The sequence below is a fragment of the Methylobacterium planeticum genome, from assembly GCF_008806345.1.
GTDB classification, from domain to species: Bacteria; Pseudomonadota; Alphaproteobacteria; order Rhizobiales; family Beijerinckiaceae; genus Methylobacterium; species Methylobacterium planeticum.
The window spans coordinates 39567-60924 of the sequence record NZ_VZZJ01000025.1; the positions used below are offsets into that span (position 1 = coordinate 39567).

General features: G+C 70.4%; 15 protein-coding genes. 6 read left to right on the forward strand and 9 right to left on the reverse strand.

Going from position 1 to position 21358, the window contains the following annotated elements:
* Positions 1-27: 27 nt before the first annotated feature.
* Together F6X51_RS21825 and F6X51_RS21830 are read right to left on the reverse strand one after the other, a co-directional pair.
* Positions 28-960, reverse strand: coding sequence for an HD domain-containing protein (locus F6X51_RS21825; protein WP_150965790.1), 933 nt, complete (start codon positions 958-960; stop codon positions 28-30).
* Positions 960-2150: an inositol-3-phosphate synthase gene (locus F6X51_RS21830; protein WP_150965791.1), complete on the reverse strand. Its 1191-nt coding sequence runs from the start codon at positions 2148-2150 to the stop codon at positions 960-962. The genes F6X51_RS21825 and F6X51_RS21830 overlap by 1 nt, the downstream gene beginning before the upstream one ends.
* 315 nt (positions 2151-2465) lie before the next feature.
* On the opposite strand from F6X51_RS21830, the gene F6X51_RS21835 reads away from it, so the two are divergent.
* Complete coding sequence (locus tag F6X51_RS21835; protein WP_150965792.1) at positions 2466-3617, forward strand: transglycosylase SLT domain-containing protein; 1152 nt, start codon at positions 2466-2468, stop codon at positions 3615-3617.
* A gap of 96 nt (positions 3618-3713) precedes the next feature.
* Here the strand turns inward: F6X51_RS21835 and F6X51_RS21840 are convergent, their stop codons facing one another.
* Positions 3714-5333: a DHA2 family efflux MFS transporter permease subunit gene (locus tag F6X51_RS21840; protein ID WP_150965793.1), complete on the reverse strand. Its 1620-nt coding sequence runs from the start codon at positions 5331-5333 to the stop codon at positions 3714-3716.
* On the reverse strand, positions 5330-6610 hold the full coding sequence (locus tag F6X51_RS21845; protein WP_246696941.1) for an HlyD family secretion protein: 1281 nt from the start codon (positions 6608-6610) through the stop codon (positions 5330-5332). Before F6X51_RS21845 ends, F6X51_RS21840 begins: the two co-directional genes overlap by 4 nt.
* Positions 6611-6823: 213 nt before the next feature.
* Between F6X51_RS21845 and F6X51_RS21850 the strand changes: the two genes are divergently transcribed.
* Complete coding sequence (locus F6X51_RS21850; protein ID WP_150965794.1) at positions 6824-7483, forward strand: HdeD family acid-resistance protein; 660 nt, start codon at positions 6824-6826, stop codon at positions 7481-7483.
* Positions 7484-7620: 137 nt separating this feature from the next.
* Positions 7621-10095, forward strand: coding sequence for a PBP1A family penicillin-binding protein (locus tag F6X51_RS21855; RefSeq protein WP_150965795.1), 2475 nt, complete (start codon positions 7621-7623; stop codon positions 10093-10095).
* Here F6X51_RS21855 and F6X51_RS21860 read toward each other — a convergent pair whose 3' ends face one another.
* On the reverse strand, positions 10096-11784 hold the full coding sequence (locus F6X51_RS21860; RefSeq protein WP_407658664.1) for a methyl-accepting chemotaxis protein: 1689 nt from the start codon (positions 11782-11784) through the stop codon (positions 10096-10098).
* 210 nt (positions 11785-11994) lie between these two features.
* Entirely contained in the window at positions 11995-13488 is a 1494-nt protein-coding gene (locus tag F6X51_RS21865) for an AMP nucleosidase (protein ID WP_150965797.1), read from the reverse strand.
* Positions 13489-13658: 170 nt separating this feature from the next.
* On the opposite strand from F6X51_RS21865, the gene tsaA reads away from it, so the two are divergent.
* The 3 genes from tsaA (at position 13659) to F6X51_RS21880 (ending at position 15645) form a co-directional block, all read left to right on the forward strand.
* Positions 13659-14177 carry a tRNA (N6-threonylcarbamoyladenosine(37)-N6)-methyltransferase TrmO gene (gene tsaA, locus F6X51_RS21870; RefSeq protein ID WP_150965798.1) on the forward strand — a complete coding sequence of 173 codons (519 nt, stop codon included), beginning with the start codon at positions 13659-13661 and terminating at the stop codon, positions 14175-14177.
* The gene (locus F6X51_RS21875) at positions 14174-14902 is read left to right on the forward strand and encodes an SGNH/GDSL hydrolase family protein (protein ID WP_246696942.1); all 729 of its coding nucleotides are present in this window, start codon (positions 14174-14176) and stop codon (positions 14900-14902) included. The genes tsaA and F6X51_RS21875 overlap by 4 nt, the downstream gene beginning before the upstream one ends.
* A gap of 146 nt (positions 14903-15048) precedes the next feature.
* Positions 15049-15645, forward strand: a complete 597-nt coding sequence (locus F6X51_RS21880) for a MarR family winged helix-turn-helix transcriptional regulator (protein ID WP_150965799.1) — start codon at positions 15049-15051, stop codon at positions 15643-15645.
* Here the strand turns inward: F6X51_RS21880 and F6X51_RS21885 are convergent.
* The 3 genes from F6X51_RS21885 to F6X51_RS21895 form a co-directional block, all read right to left on the reverse strand.
* On the reverse strand, positions 15614-18607 hold the full coding sequence (locus tag F6X51_RS21885) for an efflux RND transporter permease subunit (protein ID WP_246696946.1): 2994 nt from the start codon (positions 18605-18607) through the stop codon (positions 15614-15616). The two genes, F6X51_RS21880 and F6X51_RS21885, sit on opposite strands and share 32 nt — an antisense overlap.
* Before the next feature lie 173 nt (positions 18608-18780).
* The gene (locus tag F6X51_RS21890) at positions 18781-19770 is read right to left on the reverse strand and encodes an efflux RND transporter periplasmic adaptor subunit (RefSeq protein ID WP_407658662.1); all 990 of its coding nucleotides are present in this window, start codon (positions 19768-19770) and stop codon (positions 18781-18783) included.
* Between the two features lie 380 nt (positions 19771-20150).
* Entirely contained in the window at positions 20151-21308 is a 1158-nt protein-coding gene (locus F6X51_RS21895) for an efflux RND transporter periplasmic adaptor subunit (protein ID WP_407658663.1), read from the reverse strand.
* Positions 21309-21358 lie beyond the last annotated feature (50 nt).

Sequence of the window (21358 nt, forward strand, 5' to 3'; positions counted from 1 at the left end):
CGTTACCCGCCCCCGTCGCATGTGCGATCACGGGATGCGCATAGCCTCCAGCACCCGATCATGGAACCCCTTCACGGGACCCGCATGGACGAGTTCCATCTCGTCGAGGACCGTTCCCATCGTCAGGGAGGCCGCCCTCAGATGCTGGGCGATCTGCAGAACCCGGTCGATGGCGTCCGCGGCATGGAAGGCCCGCCCCTCAGCGGTCGCGTCGTCGGGAAGCGCCGCGCGGGCGCGCTCGACGGCCTCGCGCAGGCCCGGCTGCAACTCGTCGAGGGCCCATTGCGTGGTCCGCGCCATGATCGGGGCGAGATGATCTCCGAGCAGCATCTCGCCCGTGAAGCCGGCATCGGGCATCGCGGCGTTGTGGAAGTGATGCGCCATCGCGGCGAGGAACACGGTGGTGGGGTCAGCGCGATAGAACGGGCTCAGGACGACCCCGTACACCGCCACCATCAGACAATGCTCGGCATGGTTCTCCGGAGGCTCCAGCAGGATGCGTGGCTTGCCGGGGCAGGTCACGCCCGCCCGCGGCTGATGCGCCAGCGCGGCGACGAAGCCAGGCAGGGGACCAACGGGCAGGCCTGCGCGCTGCCCCAGACGATCGCGCAGCCGCGACCGCAGAGGCTCCGCGACCTGTGTCGCGACAGCGTCGAAGCCCGCGCGGAGAACGTCAGTGACGGCCTCGTCATCGAGGCCGGCCGCGGACAGGAACGCGGAGTCGAGATCGCACAGGCGGCAAGCCGCGAGGGTGGTGGCCGTCACCTCGAGGGCGACATCCTCCGGAGCGGCACCGCCCGTGAGGGCCCCCCAGCCTTGCGCGAACAGGCGCTCGGCGATGGAGCCGAGGCGCCCCGCCGAACGGACTCGCTTCAGGTCGTTGAGCTCAACGAGCAGGTCGCGCAGGGCCACGGGCGCAGCCGAGCCGTGGCTCCCGGCGACCGCATCCTGAGACGACATCAATGCACGCCGAGCCAATCGAGAAGCATCTTCTCCTGCTTGCCGAAGGCATGCTCGGGGCCGTGGCCATTCTTAACCATCGGCGCCTTGAAGAAGGTCGAGAGCTGCTCTTGCACGCCGCCGTCGCCGCGCTTCTTGGCGAGGTCGAGGACGCGGGCGATCTCGATCACGAGGGGGGCCGCCAGGATCGAGTCCTTGCAGAGGAAGTTGACCTTGATCTGCATGCGCTGACCGAGGAAGCCGGTGACGTCGATGTTATCCCAGGCTTCCTTGTCGTCGCCGCGGGGCCGGTAATAGTGGATGTGCACGAGGTGGTCCTCGACCGGGTATCCGAGGATCGAGTCGAGCACCGTGCCCTTGGTGTTGAGCTTCGACTGCAGTGAGCTCGGATCGTTGAGGGCGAGGCCGTCGCGGTTGCCCAGGATGTTCGTCGAGAACCAGCCATCGACGTGAAGCGCGCGCGCCTTCAGGGCCGGCGCCAGCACGGTCTTCATCATGGTCTGGCCAGTCTTGCCGTCCTTGCCCGCCACCGGAACGTTGAGCTCCTTGGCGAGGTCGAGCAGCGCCGGCACGTCGGCCGCGATGCTCGGCGTGAAGTTCGCGTAGGGGATGCCGCTCTTGATCGCCGCGTAGGCGTAGAGCATCGCCGGGCTGATCGACTCGTCGCTGGCGTCGAGCCCCTTCTCGAAGGCGGCGGAGGAGTTCAGGACCGGATCGGTCAGGTCGGGCCAGCGCTCCGTCGAGGCGAGGTTGACGACCACCACCTCGTCGAGGTTGCTCTCCTGGCGGAAGCGCTTCAGGTCGTTCGCGATGATCGAGACCGTCTCGCGGTGATCCTTCGCGACGATGCGGTTCGCCCCGTCGATGTTCTTGCAGAACTTCGCGCTGCCCACCGCCGGCCAGGGTGTGATGCCCTTCAGAACCTGCGCGCCGTTCTCGATGTCCTGTGCGGTCAGTACGCCGTGGCCGGTCGCGGCTGCGGCAAGATCGTCGGCGTTGAGGTCCCAGCCGCCGAAAACGAGATCCTTGTAATCCGCCATGCCGGCGACGGGAACGCCCGCAAGGGGCAGGCCGTCGAGGCGATTCGATCCGGATTTGATCATCTCGATGCCGGCGATGGCTGTGGTGGCGACTGCGCCACCCATGCCAACGAACGCAACGCCGACGCGGCGACCGGTCTGCATGCTCATTGGAGAAGGACTTCCCTACAGTGGATACGCGGGGGCGTCGGACGGGCTGAAAGGGCCTGCCCCGCGTGGCCCATGGTAACTGGCTCTGCCGAGCTTCGTTCCAAGCCCGACTGCGACAAAATCCTGCCCCCATTCCCCTGAACCGGACCCGAACGCGCGGTTAAAAATCCGTGAAAAGAGAGGCTTAACGGTCTCTTAAGGGTGCCACGCTTGGATCACGGAGCGGTCCCATTGTGGTCACAGCGAGCGGCGACATAGCCGGCCACTTGATCGAAGCTGCGCCCGAGTAAGCCGCGGCACGACAAAGGAATAGACATGGGGGTTTTCCCGGAGCCGGCGCTTTGCGCCGACGACGTGAGCCGTCTCGTGCCCAGCGAGACCAATTTGCAGGACAATTCCGTAGTGTGGCTACTGCGGGCCGAGCACCAGAAACAGGGCCGGACCTTTGCCAATATTCGGCGCCGCACCATCGCGACTTTGCTGGCTGGTCTGATGGCCGGCTTCTGCCTTCCGCAGAATGCGCTCGCGCCGGCTGCGGCAGCGCATGACCGGATCGACGAGCGGGCCTTCGCGGCCCAGGATCTCGCGGCGCGCACCGGACCCGATAAACCCGCGGATTGGGGGGGAGTTCCCCTGCTCGAGCAGGAGCCGGCGACGGCTGCCCTGATCGAGAGCGACCTTGCCGCCCTGCCGCAACCGCGCAACGGGCCGGGGGACGAGATTCTGCGCTTCGGCGACATGAGCGTGCCCCGCAGGATCGTCGAGACGATCCTGCGGGCCTCCGCCGAGGCCGGGGTCGATCCGGTCTACATGATGGCGCTCGCCGACAAGGAATCGAGCTTCGCCACCCGGGCGAAGGCCGCGACGTCCTCGGCCGAGGGGCTGTTCCAGTTCGTCAGCGCCACCTGGCTCGAGATGATCCGCGATTTCGGCGCCCGCTACGGCTACGAATCCGAGGCTTCGGCCGTGACCGGGCGCGGCGCCGGCATCACTGTGACGGGCGAGGCCATGCGCGAGCGGGTACTCGGCCTGCGCCGAGATCCCTACGTGGCCGCCCTCATGGCCGCGGAACTGATCAAGCGCGACCGCGCCCGCATCGAGGCCCGGATCGGACGCGACCTGAAGACCTCGGAACTCTATCTCGCCCATTTCCTCGGCACGACCAGCGCCGGCCGCTTCCTCGCGCTCAGCGCCGAGAAGCCCGAGAAGGATGCCCAGAAGGAGTTCCGCAGCGCCGCCCGCGCGAACCGGAGCCTGTTCACCGAGAAGGCCGGCAAGGGCCGACGCAGCCTCACGGTCGCGGAGGTCTACGAGCGGATCGACGGCATGATCGATCGCCGGCTGAGCCAGTACGAGGGCGTGACGGCCCTTGCCGGACCGGCTCCCGCCGAATTGCCGGCACCGCCCGTGCCATCCGCGGAGGGCCGCCTGCAAGTCACGGACGCTTCGCTACCGACGGCGCAATGATCGTCGCGGCGCGAACCCGCCGCCCGACGGCTCCTGATCTCGCCCCCAGGCGAAGCCGAAGGGCGCAGCGACCTGAGGCGGGGGCGGCGGGTGCCTTCAGTGGCCGGCCGGTGCATCCCCGCCGCGCTTGACCCGGCTGAGGATCATGGCCAGCGGCACGGCGGAGGCCGAGACCAGGGCGAGGGCCCAGAACACGTCGATATAGGCCCAGAAGGCGACCTGCTGGGCGAGCTGCTGTCCGATCCAAGCCGTCGCCTGCCCTTGTGCGTCGACGCCCGCCGCACCGTGCAGGGAGAAGTACCGCGTCGCCTGCCGCATGGTCTCCTGATAGGCGGGATCGGCTGGGGAAACGTGCTCCGCGAGCCGGCTCTGATGGAATTGCTGCCGGTACGCCAGGATGTTCTGGGCGAGCGAGACGCCCATCGAGCCGCCGACATTGCGGGCGACGTTGATGAGCGCCGAGGCCTGATCGGTCTGCGACTTGTCGATGCCCTCGTAGGAGGCCGCGGTGATCGAGATGAAGATCATCGGCAGGCCGATTCCGATATAGATGCGTGACCACGCGAAGAACCAGAAGGTGACGTCGCCGTAGAGGCGGGTCAGGTCGTACATCGCGAGGGCGACGATCGTCGCGCCGGCGGCGATCAGGTATTTCGGCTGGACGTAGCCCGACACCCGCCCGATCACCAGCATCATGAACACCGTCACGACGCCGCCTGGCGCGAGCGCTAGGCCGGCGAGCGTCGCCGTGTAGCCGAAGTAATCCTGAACGATCTGCGGGATGAACTGCGTCGTGGCGATCAGGATCGCGCCGGTGGCCAGCATCACGAGGAAGCAGGCACCGAACTGACGCTTGCCGAGGAGGCGCAGGTCGACCACCGGGTTCTTGTGGCGCAACTCCCACGGGATCATCAGCACGAAGGCGACGAGGCTGAGCATCGCGAAGGTGATGATGAGGTTCGAGCCGAACCAATCGTCGCGCTGGCCTTCGTCGAGCACCACCTCAAGGGAGCCGAGGAACGTCGCCACCAGGATGAATCCGACGATGTCGAAACGGACGCCCTGCTTGCGAAGGCGGCGGCGCTCTGCAATGGCCGATTTCGGGTCCTCGAGGAGGAAGTACATCAGCACGAGGGCCAGGATGCCGATCGGGCCGTTGATCAGAAAGCACCAGTGCCAGGACACGTTGTCGGAGAGCCAGCCTCCGAGGGTCGGTCCGACCACGGGCGCCACCACGACGGCGAGCCCGTAGAGCGCGAAGGCTTGACCGCGCTTCTGCGGCGGGAAGGAATCGGCCAGGATCGATTGCGCCAGGGGCGCCATCCCGCCGCCGCCGAGGCCCTGCAGAACGCGGAAGACCAGGAGCGATTGCAGGTTCCAGGCAAAGCCGCAGAGGATCGACGCGACGGTGAAGAGCGCGATGCTCCACATGAAGAAGGCTTTGCGCCCGAAACGCTTGGCGAGGAAGCTCGAAGCCGTCAGCACGATCGCGTTGGCCACGAGGTAGCTCGTCACCACCCAGGCCGCCTCGTCGGGACCGACCGCGAGGCCGCCCGAGATGTAGCGCAGCGCCACGTTCGCGATGGTGGTGTCGAGCACCTCCATGAAGGTCGCGAGCGAGACCACGAGGGCGATGGCCCAGGGGCTGTGCCCGCCGGGGGCCTTCGGAAGGCTCTTCGAGGATCCCCCGGCCGACGCTGCGGCGCCCGCGCTCATCGCACCCGCACCGTCGGGACGATCGACATCCCGGGGCCGATCGAGACGTCCCCCGGCCACGCGTCGACCACGATCTTGACCGGGATGCGCTGGACCACCTTCACGTAGTTGCCGGTGGCGTTCTGGGCAGGCAGCAGGCTGAAGGCCGTGCCGGAGCCCGGCTGAACGGAATCGACGCGGCCGGTGATCTTGCGGTCGGGATAGGCGTCGATCTCGATCTCCGCGCGCTGACCGGGGCGCATGTCGGTGATCTGCGTCTCCTTGTAGTTCGCCGTCACCCACTTCTCGTCGGGCACGAAGGTTGCCAGGCTCTGGCCCGCCTGCGCGAACTGCCCTTTGGCGCCGGAGAGCTGCACCATCCGCCCCGGCTGCGCCGCCGTCACGGTCGTGTAGCCGAGGTTGAGCTCGGCCTGGGCGGCCTGTGCCCGCGCGGTCGCGAGGCTCGCCTCGGCGCTCGCCTTCTGGGCCTCAAGGGACCCGATCTGTTTCTGCGCCGCGATGACGCTTGCCTGCGACCGCTGGAGCGAGGCCTGTTGCTGCTCAAGGTTCGAGGTCGATTGCTGGGATTGCTGGACCGTGCCGGCCCCGCGTGTCGCCAGATCCTTGTAGCGGGCGGCATCCGCCTTGGCGAAGTCGAGAGCAGCCTGGGTTTGCGTCACCTGCGCCTTGGCGACGTCGATCTGCGCCCGCTGGCCCTCGATCTGTGCGTCCACGTTCTGGATCGAGGCTTGGGCGGAGGCGATCTGCGCCTGGCCCTGCGCCAGGGCGACCTCGTAGTCGCGCCGGTCGATCTGGAACAAGGTCTGCCCCGTCTCGACATGCTGGTTGTCGGTGATCGGAACGTCGATGACGTAGCCCGAGACCTTCGGCGCAACGGTGAACTGCCGCGCATCCACGAAGGCATCGTCCGTGGATTCATAGGGGTGCAGGTAGGCGGCCCAGTAGACATATCCGGCGACCGCCAGCAGGATCAACGCAACGGTGCCGAGGCCGAACCAGATCGGATGCCGGCGGATCAGACCCGGCTCGGTCTCGTCATCGTGATCGTCGTCTTCGCGACTTCCTTCGTCTCGCGCGGTTCTGGCGCCCGCGTCCGTGGGAGCTTCGTCATCCGGGGGCGCGCCCCGGGCTTCCTGAGACGGATCCGACCGGTCCCCGTCGCCGCCGACATCGATGCGATCGCGCGGACGCTGCATCGACGTGTCGGTCTCGGGGCTGGTCTGGAGATCGTGGCGGCGCGTGTCATCGGACGGCGGCGGCTGTCGGTCATCAAGCATCGGTGAAGTGTCCGCGAAGGCTCCAAGGCTGCTGGACAGCCCGGAACGCTCGATAACCCGCCTCGCAGCTCCAAAGACGGGAAGTGCCTCAAGGTTCCGTACGGCCGAGACGAAGTTGACTCGAAGGGAACGCCGACCGTTGAGCGGCGTTCAGCGGCCAAGGTCTCGCGCGACGCGACGGCGCCGAGACGCGCATGCGAGGAGTTTCGTCCCATGGCAATCGGCACACCGACCGCTTCGTCACCGCCGGGTGGCGTGAACTCGTCCATCGGTCCGCTGACCGGCGCGGCGCGCCTCGATGCCATGAGCACCGTGCTCGCGCGCAACTGGTGGCTCGTGGCCTTGCGGGGCGTGTTCGCGATCCTGTTCGGCATCGTCGCCTTCGTGGCCCCCCTCGCCACGATCCTGACTCTGGTGCTGTTCTTCTCCGCCTACATGCTCGTCGACGGGATCTGCGGCGTGGTCGCCTCAATGCGCGCAGCGCAGCGGCAGGAGCGCTGGGGACTGCTTCTGCTCGAGGGCCTCCTCGACATCGTGGTAGGCATCGTGGCCTTCCTGATGCCGGCTGCGGCCGTCTGGGCCTTCATCTATCTCGTGGCGCTCTGGGCTCTCGTCAGCGGCGGCCTGATGCTGGCCGCCGCGTTCCGCCTGCATCTCCATTACGGCCGCTGGTGGCTGGTGCTCGGCGGCGTCATCTCGGTCCTGTTCGGCCTCGCGCTGCTGATCAACCCCGGCATGTCCGCCGTGGTGCTCACCTGGTGGCTGGGCGGCTACGCCCTCGCGTTCGGGGTGATGCTGGTGATCCTCGCCTTCCGCCTGCGGGGCCGGCACGAGGAGGCGGGTCGACCGGCGCCAACGCCCAGGACGGCCTGAGTTCTGGCCGCCGCGACGCGGGCTCGCGCCGCTTCGGGCGCGAAGCCCGGCAGGCGTAGCCTTGGCGGATGCATCCGGTCTAGAACGGCGGCCTCTCCCCCGTCCAGGCCGGCCACGCGCCGGGTGTTTGGTAGCCGATGGCCCCTCTCGATCCGGAACATCCGCAGGCCGGCAGCGGAGATCGGCGCTCCACCCCCGCGCGCGATCCGGATCCGCGGGAGGCGGCCCGGGAGGCGGCTGCGGCGGCGCGCGTCCTTACGCGCCAGCTCGGTCGGCTCGCGCTCGGTGCAGCGCGGGGAGCCGGCCGGCGCGCCCGCCAGGCCGGGCAGGGCTCGGCTCCCCTCTTCCGGGGCTTCGCCGAGCGGCTGCGCCGGCCCAGTCCGGATCCGGCACCGGCCACCAGGGCGCCGGGGAGCGATCTGGTGCCCCCGCGGCGGCAATCCGGATGGGGTGGGCGCCTGCGGAGCCGGCCCATCATGGCCCTCGCCCTCGCGGTGGTGGCGCTGCCGCCGATCCTGCTCGCGGGCCTTGTGATCTCGAGCTTCCTGACCCTGCCGCCCCTCGGCGGAGCCGCGGTCGATCCCGGACAGCGCGCCCTCACGGTCGAGGCCGATGACGGGCGCGTCTTCGCGACCCGGGGCGCCTTCCGGGGGCAGCCCCTGACGGCGGCCGACCTCCCGCCTCACCTCGCGCAGGCGATCATCGCCATCGAGGACAGGCGCTTCTACAGCCATTGGGGCGTCGATCTGCGGGGCCTCCTGCGCGCGGCTTGGCGCAATGCGGTCGGCGGCGGCGTGCGCGAGGGCGGATCGACCATCACGCAGCAATATGTCCGTCTCACCTCGCTGACGCAGGAGAAGACGCTCCGCCGCAAGATCCAGGAGGCCCTCCTGGCGCTGCGGGTCGAGAGTGAGATGTCGAAGGACGCGATCCTGCTCGGCTACCTGAACACCGCGTATTTCGGGGCCGGCGCCTACGGCGTCGACGCGGCGGCGCGGCGCTATTTCGGCAAGGGCGCCAAGGCCCTGACCCTGCCGGAGGCGGCGATGCTCGCGGGGCTCGTGCGGGCGCCCTCGCAGCTCGCCCCGACGCGCAATTTCGGAGGCGCCAAGGAGCGGGCCGACGTGGTTCTGCAGACGATGGTCGAGACCGGCGCCATCACGCCGGATGCGGCCGACAAGGCGCGCGCGCAGACCATCACGCTTCGCACCCCGCCCGAGACGCCGCCGGGGACCAACTATTTCCTCGACATGGTGGCCGGTGACGCCAAGCGCCTCTCGGATGCCAGCGGCGACCTCACCGTCCGCACCACGCTGAACCTCGACCTGCAGAGCCTCGCCGAGGGCGTCGTCGCCCGGCGGCTCGATGCCGAGGGTGCAAAGAAGAAGGCCGGTCAGGCCGCTCTCGTGGCCCTGTCGAAGGACGGCGCCATCCTGGCGATGGTCGGCGGCCGCGACTACGAGGACAGCCAGTTCAACCGTGCGACCCAGGCCAAGCGCCAGGCCGGCTCGCTCTTCAAGCTGTTCGTCTACCTCAGCGCCTACGAGAAGGGCTACACGCCGGAGAGTGTCCTGGTCGACCGGCCGATCCAGATCGGCGATTGGGAGCCGCAGAACGCGAACAACCGCTTCCGCGGTGCGGTGCCCCTGCGGACGGCCTTCGCACTCTCGATCAACACCATCGCGGCCCAGATCGCAGATGAAGTGGGCGTGCCCGCCGTGATCGAGACGGCGCGCCGCCTCGGCGTACAATCCGAGCTGCCGAATGTGCCGAGCCTCGCGCTTGGTTCGGCCGAGATCACCCTTCTGGAAATGACGCGCGCCTACGCGGGGGTGCTCGCCGACCGGATCCCGGTCGAGACCTTCGGCATTCACGCGATCCGCGGTGGTGTGCCGGCCCCGCTCTACGTGCACGCAGATCCGAAGAGCAGCGCCGTGCTCCCCGGCGACAGCCGGACCATGATGCTCGATTCCCTGCAGGCCGTGGTCGAGAGCGGCACGGGAAAGGCCGCGCGGGTCGCCAACATCCCGGTCGGCGGCAAGACCGGCACGACCCAGGATTACCGCGATGCCTGGTTCGTCGGCCTGACGCCCGACCTCGTCGTGGGCGTCTGGGTCGGCAATGACGACAACAGCGCGATGAACCGGGTCAGCGGGGGCGATCTTCCGGCGACGATCTTCCGGGACTTCGTGCAGCGCGCCAGCGTCCAGATGGCCAAGGGGCGCGCCAAGCGCCCCTCCGCCGCCCGCGCGGAGCCGGCTCCGGCCAAGGAGCCTGCCGTCACCGCCGGTCCGGAGCTGCGCGGGGTGCCGGAGGTCATCGATACCGGGACCCTCGCCTTCCGAGGCCGCGTCGTGCGGCTCCTCGGTGTCGAGGGCGAGGGCGGCACGCTGGCGCGTCAGCTCGCCCGCTATCTCCGGCGCCGGGAGGTCGCCTGCGCGCAGGGCCCGGAGGCGCAGGGCCTGCGCTGCCGGATCGACGGAGACGACCTCGCTTCGCTCATCCTCGCGGCGGGCGGAGCGCGGGCGTCGGGCGACGCCCCGCCGGACCTTCTGGCGGCGGAGGAGCAGGCCCGCTCCGAGCGCGCCGGGCTCTGGCGCCGGGAGCGCTGATCAGGCCGCCCGCACGCTGTCGAGGAACCGCCGCACTTCGGCGCCGAGATGCGTCGACTGGGACGAGAGGTCCGAGGCCGATGTGAGGAGGTGGCCGGCCGTTCCTCCCGTCTCGTCCGCGGCTCCGGCGACGCTCGCGATGCTGCGCGTGACCTCGCCGGTGCCGGACGCGGCGTGGCCGACATTGCGCACGATCTCCCGCGTCGCCGAGCCCTGCTGCTCGACGGACACCGCGATCGCGGCCGTGACGGTGCGCATCTCGCTCACCCGGCCGGTGATGCTCTCGATCGCCATGACGGCTTGGCTCGTCGAATTCTGGATGTCGGCGATCTGGCGCGAGATCTCGTCCGTGGCCCGCGCCGTCTGGCTCGCGAGTTCCTTCACTTCCGCGGCGACCACCGCGAAACCCCGCCCCGCATCGCCCGCCCGGGCCGCCTCGATCGTGGCGTTGAGGGCGAGGAGGTTCGTCTGGCCGGCGATGCTCGAGATCAGGCTGACGACGTCGCCGATCTTGGTCGCGCCTGCGCTGAGCGCCTGAACCAGCGCCGCGGTCTGTCCGGCCTCCTGGACCGCCGCCGAGGCGAGCGTCGCGGAGCCCTGGACCTGCCGACCGATCTCGTCGACCGAGCTGCCGAGCTCCTCGGCGGCCGACGCGACCATCGTGACGTTCGCCGCCGCCTCTTCCGCCGCCGCCGCCACCGTGACCGCCTGCTCGGCCGTGCGGCCCGCATTGGCATTCAGGCCCTGGGCGGTGTCCTGCAGGCCGGTCGCCGCCAGGGAGACGGCGTGAACGATGCCGCCGACCGCGTCCTCGAAGCCGTCCGCGAGTTCGCGCATCGCCGCCTTGCGCTGGGCTTCGACGCCGGCGCGCGCCAGGGCGGCCTCCTCCTCGAGGGAGCTTGCGCGGATCAGGCTTTCCTTGAAGACCTGCACCGCCGCCGCCATCTCGCCGACCTCGTCCCGGCGGCCGACGCTCGTCACGGTGACCGAGAGATCGTGGGCGGCCAGGCGCCCCATCACCGCGTTGAGCCGCCGGATCGGACGGCTGATCCCGAGATGCAGCAGAAGGAGCGACAGGCCGGCGGCGAGCAGCATGGTCGCGAGGCCGGCACCATTGGCGAGGCGCGAGAAGTCGGCGGCTTCCTTCGCAGCCTCATCCCGCGAGCGCAGCAGAGCCCTCTCCGCATCGGCGGTCTGATCGGCGATCCGGCGCAGCGCATCCATCGCGGCCTTGCCCGCTCCGGAGGCTTCGAGGGCACGCGCCGCCTCGCGGGTCGAGGTCTCGCGCATGAGCGCGATCTCGCGCTCGACCACGTCCGTGCGCCAGGACCGCACCTGCGCGTCGAGATCGGCGAGGTGCTTCTGCTGAACCGGATTGTCGGCGGTGAGGCGCAGCGCCGTCGCGTGTGCTTCCGCGTAGGTGGCGGCCCCGAGCCGGTAGGGCTCGAGGAAGGCGTCGTTGCCCGAGATCAGATATCCGCGAAGACCCGTCTCCTGGTTCACCATCGCGCCGACGATGTCGTTCAAGCGTTGGAGCACCACGTGCGTGTGCGCCGTCCAGCGTCCCGTTTCCTCGATCTTCGAGAGGTTCGACAGCGAGACCAGCGACGTCGCGAGCCCCACGCCGATCAGGAACACCAGGGTTGCGCCGATCTTCACGGCAATCTTCAGATTGGCGATGTGGGACAGCATGATGAGGACGGACCGGATTGGCGCTGAGGCCTGCGGATCGGTCGCCGGCCCAGGGCAATTGCATCCCTCAAGCTTTGACATGAAATAGACTAAGCAAACGTGAATAGGAAAAATCGCGAAAGTCTGGACAATAACCGCTCTTTTCGACCAAGAAGAGCGATTATTGGCCTTCCGCCGAAGTATTGTCGCGCGGACTGCCCGCCGCGATCACCGGAAGGGCGGCTCGTCGAAGCTCCGAAGCTTGCGCGAATGCAGCCCGTGCCGGTCGGCGCGCAGGATGTCGAGGGCGGCGAGCCCGATCAGAAGGTGTTCGGCGACCGCCCGCTCGTAGAAGGCGTTGGCGGCGCCCGGCAGCTTGATCTCCCCGTGAAGCGGCTTGTCGGAGACGCAGAGCAGCGTGCCGTAGGGGACGCGCAACCGGTAGCCCTGCGCGGCGATCGTGCCGCTCTCCATGTCGACGCCGATGGCGCGCGACAGGTTGATGCGCCGCCGTTCCTGCGAGAAGCGCAGCTCCCAGTTCCGGTCGTCGTAGGTCACGACGGTGCCGGTGCGCAGGCGCTGCTTCAGGGCCTCGCTCTGCTCGCCGGTGACCTGCGCGGCGGCGGCCTGGAGCGCGAGCTGAACCTCGGCGAGGGCCGGGACCGGGACGTCGGGCGGAACCAGCTCGTCGAGGATGCGGTCGCGGCGCAGGTAGCCGTGGGCGAGGACGTAGTCGCCGATCGTCTGCGACTGACGCAGCCCGCCGCAATGGCCGACCATCAGCCAGCAATGCGGGCGCAGCACCGCCAGGTGATCGGTGATCGTCTTCGCGTTCGAGGGGCCGACGCCGATATTGACCAGGGTCGTGCCCTGCATCGACCCGTCCGGCCCGCGGGCGACGAGGTGGTAGGCCGGCATCTGGAAGCGGTGCCAGTCCGAGCGCGCGATCACGGCCGCCGGGTCGGCGCTCGCCGCCTCCTCCCGGGTGATGACGATCCCGCCGGGCAGGATCATCCGCTCGAAGCCCTCGACGCCGGAGGCGAGGCGCTCGAGGCCGTGGCGCACGAACCGGTCGACGTAGCGGTGATAGTTGGTGAGCAGGATCCAGGGCTGGACGTGGCGCCAGTCGGAGCCCGTGTAGTGGACGAGGCGGCGCAGGGAGTAGTCGACCCGGATCGCGTCGAACAGCGCCAGGGGGCGCGGCTCGTCCGCGTGCTGCCGCCAGAGCCCGTCCGCGATCTCGTCGCCGACGACGGAGAGCAGCGGCACGGGGAACCAGGTGGCGAGCTCGGCCGTCGAGACCCGACCCGCGCTGAGATCGATGCCCGGCTCCAGCACGTACGGATAGGGAATTTCCTGAGCGCTGAGACCGACTTCGAGGCCGACCCCGTAATCGCGCACGAGGGAGCGGAGCTGGTCGAGCAGGTAATCGCGGAAATAGTCGGGCTGCGTCACCGTGGTGGCGTAGGTGCCGCCGACCTGAAGCTTGGCGGTCGCCCGGCTGATGCGCGGCACCGGCCCGACCGGCCGGTAGGTGACGCGCAGCTCGGGATAGCGGAACTGGAGCCGCTCGGCGGCATCCGGGGGCGGGCCGCCGGCGAGGACGCGGATGAGGGCGGCCTGGAGCGCATGGGTCGCGCCCGCGTGCAGCGCGGCGAGGCGGTCGATCGCCACGGCGGGGTCGGCCAGGGTTTCCATCGGCCGCAATTCGGTCTCGATCACGCCGCCGCCTCCGCTGCTCGTCCGGTTGCCCTGGCTCTACACCGGCTGCCCGCCGGGCGCGACCGGGCCGCGGGGCGGGACGGGGTTGCGGCGGGGCCGAACTTCGCCGAAACGCTGCGCTCCGGCCGGGCGAGGCCGGGCGGCGTCCCGCCGAAAGCATGGAACATGTCATGAACGATTCCGCAGGTCGGCGACCCGGCGAGGAGGCCGTGGCGCTGCCGCAGGGCTTCGATGCCGGCCTCTACTTCATCGGCCGCGTCCGCACCCCCTGGTTGCAGCGATCGGACTGCCCGAAGAACGGGCTCCAGACCGACGCGATCTGCACCGTCGCGGTCGATCCCCGCTTCGCGGCCGGCCTCCAGAACGTCGAGGGGGCGACCCACCTGATCCTGCTCTACTGGATGGACCGGGCCGACCGCGACCTCGTGCGCCAGCGGCCCCGGCACGCGGAGGGCAGCCGCGGGACGTTCTCGCTGCGCTCCCCCGCCCGCCCGAACCCGATCGCCCTGTCGGTGGTCGAGCTCCTGGGGCGGGAGGGCGCGACCCTGCGGGTGCGCGGCCTCGACTGCCTCGACGGGACGCCGCTCCTCGACATCAAGCCCTATTACGCCACGACCGATTCGCGTCCCGAGGCGCGGGTCGACCGGGCGGGCGGCGCGCGGGACGACGGCGGGGACGCGGCCTCGTGAGGCGGTCGCCTCGCGCCGGCCGCGCGGCGATCCTGGCGCTCGCCGCGCTCGCCGCGCTCCTGGCCGGCGCGGCGGGGTTCGGGCTCGGCTGGGGGCTGCACAAGCCGGTGCTCAGCGCCCGGGCCTATGCCCAGAACCGGCTCATCGCGGTGCAGGTCCATCTCGACGAGGCGCCGCCGGACTACGTCTTCCTCGCGGGCGATTCGCAGGCGGAGCTGCAGCCTCCGGCCCAGCGGCCCTGCGGGCTCGAACTGGTCAATGGCGGGGTCAGTGGGTCGAGCGCGGCGGTCTATGCCGACCTCGTCGAGACGCTGAGCTTCCGGGGCCGGCCCCGCGCGGTGATGCTGACCATCGGCACCAACGACCTGATGCGCAAGAACAGCCCCCTCGATCCGAAGGCGGCGGCCCAGTTCGAGGCCGCGGCCACCCGCATCGTGCGGCGGCTCATGCAGGTCACCGACACCCTCGTGGTGACGGCGCTGCCGCCGGTCGGGCGCGACCTCGAGCGCGTCCTCGAACCCGGCGCGGTCGGCGCCTATTCGGAGCGGCTGCGGGCCCTGTGCGAGCGCCTCGGCTGTCGCTTCGCCGATCCCTTCGCGGCGCTGCGCGACGGCGGCTCGGGCCTCGCCACCCCCGGCGCGCTGCGCGACGGCCTGCACCTCGCGGCCTACCGGCCGGCCCTCCTCGCCCTCGCCCCGGCCCTGTGCCGCACGGCACCGCACTGACCATCCTGCGCAGATATCGCGTATGTGGCCCGCATGCCGCTGCACACTGAACAAAATGTGCCCTAATATGTTGGCTCTGAGCAGGATTCGGCAAAGCGTCTGCCCGATCTGTCCGCGGCCGGGCCTGGAAATCGAGAGTGTCACCGATGGGGCGAGCGACGAAGTCGACGGAGGTCCGCGCGCCGGCGCCGGTCCTGACCGACGTGATCGATCCCCAGGTCTACGTGCCGGCGCTCCTGACGACCCTGTCGAACAGCCTCACGCGCAACGCCTCGACCTTCTACCGGCGGCATTTCGGCGTCGGCATCACCGATTGGCGGATCATGTACCGCCTCTCCTCGGAGCCCTGGGTCACGGCCCACCACATCTGCAACGCCGCCCAGCTCGACAAGGGCGTGGTCAGCCGCAGCCTGGCCTGGATGGAGACGCGCGGCCTGGTGCTGGTGCGCGGCGACGAGACCGATGCGCGCCGCCGCCTCGTCGCCCTCTCGCCCGCCGGGCTCGACCTGCACGGCCGCATCACGAAGGTCGCGCTGGAGCGCGAGCGCAACTTCCTGGCCCCCCTGAGCGAGGAGGAGCGGGCCGCGACCGTCCGGCTCCTGACGAAGCTGATCGGCAACCTGCGGGCCTTCTCGAAGCCCGTCGCGATCCCGCCGGCGGCCCCGGCCCCGGCCAAGGCGGCCGCCGAGATCTCGCCCGCGCCGGAGCGGGTCAGCGCGCGCGCGCGCGCGGCGGTGCCTTGATCCGGTACCAGCCGACGTAGAGGGCCGGCAGGAACAGCAGGGTCAGGAAGGTGGCGGCGATGATGCCGCCGATCATCGCGTAGGCCATCGGCCCCCAGAACACCTCGCGGGCGATCGGGATCATGCCGAGGCTCGCCGCCGCCGCGGTCAGCAGGATCGGCCGCATCCGGTGGCGCGTCGCCTCCACGACGGCGTCCCAGGGCCCGAGCCCCTCCGCCTCGCATTCCTCGATCTGGCTCACCAGGATCACGGCGTTGCGGATGATGATGCCGACCAGCGCCAGGATGCCGAGGATCGCCACGAAACCCATCGGCTTGTCGGGGATGAGCAGCGCCGGCACCACGCCGATCAGCCCCAGCGGCGCCACGGAGAAGACCAGGAACAGCTTCTGCACGCTCTGGAGCTGGATCATCAGGAACACCGCCATGGTGAGCAGCATCACGGGCACTACCGCGGCGATCGGGCCCTGGCCCTTGGCGGCTTCCTCGACGGCGCCGCCCGTCGCCAGGGCGTAGCCCTCGGGCAGCGCCGTCACGAAGGCGTCGATCCGGGGCTTCAGGGCCGCCACCACCGTGGGGGGCTGGGTCTCGTCGATGATCGCGCCCCGCACGGTCAGCGTCGCCACCCGGTCGCGGCGCCAGACGATCGGCTGCTCGAGGTCGTAGTCGATCTTGGCGAAGGCCAGGAGCGGCACCACGCTGCCGTTGGCGAGGGTCACCTGCAGGCTCTGCAGGGTGTCGAGCGAGGTCCGCTCCACGGTGCGGGCGCGGCCCACCACGTTGACGAGGTAGATCGAGTCGCGGACCTGCGTGATGGCGCTGCCGCCCACGACCCCGTTGAGGATCGAGGCGATGTCCTGGCTCGTCACCCCGAGCTGCCGGGCCTTGTCCTGCAGGATCTTGACCCGCAGAACCTTGCCGGGCTCGTTCCAGTCGAGGGTCGGCACGCCCACATGCGGGTCGGAGGCCACGATGTCGGCGAGCGCCAGGGCCTGCTCGCGCACCACCTGCATGTCGGGCCCGCTGAGGCGGTACTGGATCGGGCGCCCGACCGGGGGGCCGAGCGAGAGCGGGTTCACGAACACGTCCGTGCCGACGAAGTCGCGCTTGCCGCGCTCGGCGAGGCGCGCCATCACCCGGTCGCGGGCCTCGAGGGACTTCGTCACCACGACGACCTGGCCGAAGAAGGCGTTGGCGAGCTGCTGGTCGAGGGGCAGGTAGAAGCGCACCGCGCCCTGCCCGACATAGGAGGACCAGCGCTCGATATCGGGATCGCCCTTCAGGCCCGCCTCGAACCGGTCCATCTGGGCCCGGGTCTCCGTGATGGTGGCGTTCTGGGGCAGGGTGAAGTCGACCAGCACCTCGTTCCGGTCCGAGGACGGGAAGAACTGCTGCTGCACGTGGGTCATGCCGAAGATCGAGGCGCCCATCAGGGCGACGCAGATCAGCACCGTGCTCCAGCGGAACCGCATGGCGAGCTTGAGCACCGCCAGGAAGGCCCGGCCGAGGCGGCCCGGCTCGTGGCTGTGCGTCTTCATGGATTTCGGCAGCAGCGTCACCCCGATCAGCGGCGCGAACAGCACCGCCACCACCCAGGAGACGAGGAGCGAGGCGGCGATCACCACGAAGAGCGAGTAGGTGTACTCGCCCGCCGACGAGCCGTTGAAGCCGATCGGCAGGAAGCCCGCCACGGTCACGAGGGTGCCGGTCAGCATCGGGAAGGCGGTCGAGGTGTAGGCGAAGGTCGCGGCCTTCCTGAGGTTCTCGCCGAGCTCGAGGCGCGCCACCATCATCTCGACGGTGATCATCGCGTCGTCGACGAGGAGGCCCAGCGCGATGATCAGGGCGCCCAGCGAGATGCGCTGCAGCGTCACCCCCATGATCTGCATGACCACGAAGACGATCGCCAGGACGAGGGGGATCGAGATCGAGACCACGAGGCCGGCGCGCCATCCCAGGCTGATGAAGCTGACCGCGAGCACGATCACCACCGCCTCGATCAGCGCCTGGGTGAAGCCGCCCACCGCCTCCTCGACGATCCGGGGCTGGTCCGAGATCAGGTGGATGCCGACGCCGATCGGGAGCTTGGCCTCGATCAGCCGCATCCGCGCCTTCAGGTCCTCGCCGAAATGCAGCAGGTTGGCGTTCGGCCGCATCGCGATGGCGAGGCCGATGGCGGGCTTGCCGTCGACCCGGAACAGGGCGGCCGGCGGATCCTCGTAGCCGCGGCTGATCTCGGCGACGTCGGAGAGCCGGAAGAAGCGGTCGTTGAAGCGCAGGTTGATGTCGCGCAGGGATTCCTCGGAGCTGAACTGCCCGCTCACCCGCACCGAGACCCGCTCGGGCCCGGCCTGGACCACGCCCGAGGGGGAGATCGCGTTCTGGGCCTGCAGGGTCCGGATCAGGGCCTGCAGGTCGATGCCGAAGCCCGCGAGCTTGCGGGTCGCGAAATCGAGGTAGATCGTCTCCTTCTGGGTGCCGAGCAGCAGGGTCTTGCCGATATTGGGCACCTTCAGGACCTCGGTGCGCACGCCCTCGACGTAGTCGCGCAGCTGCCGGTGGGTCAGGCCGTCGGCGGTGAAGCCGTAGACGTTGCCGAAGACGTCGCCGAACTCGTCGTTGAAGAACGGGCCCTGGACCCCCTGCGGGAAGGTGCCCTGGATGTCGCCGATGCGCTTGCGCACCTGGTAGAAGGCGGGCTGGATCTCGTTCGGCTTGGTGGTGTCGCGCAGCTGCACGAACACGGTGGTCTGGCCCGGGGTGGTGTAGCTGCGCACGTAGTCGAGGGCGTTGACCTGCTGCAACTCTTTCTCGATCCGGTCGGTGACCTGATCGAGGGTGTCGCCGATGGTGGCGCCCGGCCAGTTCGCCTGCACGATCATGGTCTTGATCGCGAAGGGCGGGTCCTCCTCGCGGCCGAGTCCCCGATACGCGAGGGCGCCGGCCACGAGGCAGACGGCCATCAGGAACCACACGAAGGAGCGGTGGCCGAGGGCCCATTCGGACAGGTTGAAGCCGGACCCGAACCGGGCCGGGCCCTCCGTCTCGGGCGCCGCTTGCGGCCCGGGTAAGCCTCGGGTTCCGGGTGGGGTCCGGCCGGACGGGTCGCGGCCGGCGGTGTCGCGCGGATCGGGCATCAGAAGGACTCGTCGGAGAGCCGCACAACCTGGCCCTCGCTCAGGGAATGGACGCCGGCGACGACGACGCGCTCGCCGGTGGCGAGCCCGGCGCTGATCGCCACGCGCTCGGGGGCGCGCTCGGCCACGGTGACGTCGCGGCGGGTGACGCCGGTGCCGGCGGCGTCGACGATCCAGACGCTGTCGCGGCCGCCCTCGCTGAGGAGCGCGGTGGCGGGGAGCGGGAAGCGCTCCTCCGTCGGCCGCGACAGGGAGACCGTGATGGTCGCCCCGAGGCGGAAGGCGGAGGGCGGGGCCTCCAGGGTCATCCGGATGCGGCGGGTGCGGGTCATCTGGTCGGCGAAGGGCGCGACCTCGCGCACCCGGCCCAGCGCCGTCACCGCGGGGGCGCTCTGGAGCGAGACCGTGAAGCGGCCGTCCTTCGGCATCGCCCCGGCGAGGTCCTCCGGGATGTCGACCACCGCCTCGCGCTCCTCGGGGCGCGCCACGGTGACGACGGCCTGCCCGGCGCTCAGCACCTGCCCGACCTCGGCGATGCGCTGGGTCACGACGCCGTCGAAATCCGCCTTCAGCTCGGTGTAGCCCATCTGGTCGCGGGCCTTCTGCAGGCTCGACTGGGCCTGGGCCAGGCGGGCCTGGGCGGTGTCGCGGTTGGCGACCGCGCTGTCGAGCTGCGCCTGGGTGACGTTGCCGCCCTCCATCAGGCGGCGGGTGCGCGCCTCGGTGGCCCCGGCATTGTCGGCCTGGGCCCGGGCATCGGCGACGTCGGCCTCCGCCCGCACCAGGGCGAAGCGCGGCACGATCGGGTCGAGGGCGGCGAGGCGCTCGCCCTTGCGCACGATGTCGCCCATCGTGACGTCGCGGGCGACCACGCGCCCGCCGATCTGGAACCCGAGCTGCGACTGGTAGCGCGGCTCGACCGTCCCCGCGAAGGGACCGAACATCGCCGCGACCACGGGCCTGGCCACCGTGAACAGCACCGGGCGCACGGGGGGCGCCTCCTGCTTCTCCTGCGCCTGGCAACCGGCCAGCGCCAGCGCGGCGAGGAGGGCGAGGGCGTGACGTGCCCGGCAGGCCGCGACGGGCCCCCTCTCCCGGCCGGGAGAGGGTTGGGGTGAGGGAGGCGACGTCTCCGGAGAGGTCGCACCCCTCACCCGGTGCGCGTTCCGCGCACTCGACCTCTCCCGGACGGGAGAGGTGGGGCGCTCCACCCCGTCATTCCCGGGCGCTGCGAATGGCGCGGGCAGCGCGCCGCGCCCCCTCTCCCGTGCGGGAGAGGGCTGGGGCGAGGGATGCGCGTTCTCCGGAGAGGTCGCGATCCTGACCCGGTCGGCTCTCGCGGAGGCGACCTCGCTGGGACGGGACGGGCTCATGGCGCGGCTCCCTGCTCGGCGGCGGCCACCGTCACGGTCTGGCCGGGGCGCAGGAACTGGATGCCCGCGATGACGACCTCCTCGCCCGGGGCGATCCCGGAATCGAGGGCGATGCTGTCGGAGCCGTAGCGGTCGATGACGACGAGGCGGGGCGACACCGTGCCGGTGCCCGGGTCGCGGACCCAGACGGCGGGCTTGCGCTTCCAGCGGTAGAGGGCCGACCAGGGCAGCACGATGGCCTCGCGCGGGCCGAACCGGCCGCGCCCGATCACCACCGAGCCGAGGGTCATGGCCGCGGGGGTCTGCGCGATCCCGACCTTGACCCGGACGGTGCCGGAGGCGGGGTCGACGCTCGGGGAGATCTCCCGGACCGTGCCGGCCGCGGCCACCGCGGGGTCGGATTGCAGGGTGATCTCGACGGTCTTGGAATCGGGGGGCGTCGCCAGCAGCGCCTCGTAGACGTTGAAGACCGCGTCGCGGGCCCCGTCCTGGGCCAGGACGAGCACGGACTGGCCGGACTGCACCACCTGGCCGACCTCGAGGGAGCGGCTGAGGACGATGCCCTCCACCCCCGCCCGCAGCTCCGTGTAGGAGAACTGCTCCTGGGCCGTGCCGAGGGCGGCCCGGGCCGATTCCACCGCGGCCTGGGTGGTGCGCAGCTGCTGCTCGGCGTTGTCGTAGGCGGGGCGCGTGGTGTAGCCGCTGGCGAGGAGCGAATCCTGGCGCTTGAAGTTGAGCTTGGCCTGGGTCAGCAGCGCCTCGGCCGAGGTCAGCGCCGCCCGGGCGTTGTCGAGGTTCGCCCGCTGCTCCTGCGGATCGAGGTGCGCCAGCACCTGGTCGGCGGTGACGTGGTCGCCGACCTCGACGAGGCGGGCCGCGATCTTGCCGTTCGTCCGGAACGCCACGTTGGTCTGGGCCTGGGCCTGGATGTCGCCCGTGATCACGATGTCGGCCGCGATCTGGCTCGGCTTGGCCGTGACCGTGCGCACCAGCGTCCGGGCGGCGAGCGGCTGCTCCGCGGCGGCGGCCGGCCCGGCCGGGAGCGCGGCCAGGAGCGCGGCCAAGGGCGCGGCGAGAAGCGCGGCGCGGGGCAGGAGCAGGCGGAGCGGGCCGGTACGCCAGCGCGCACGATCCGGTTTTCCCTGGGCTGGCACGTCTCACACCTCGATTCGGGCCTATCGCCGGGCAGGCATAGAGGCTATGT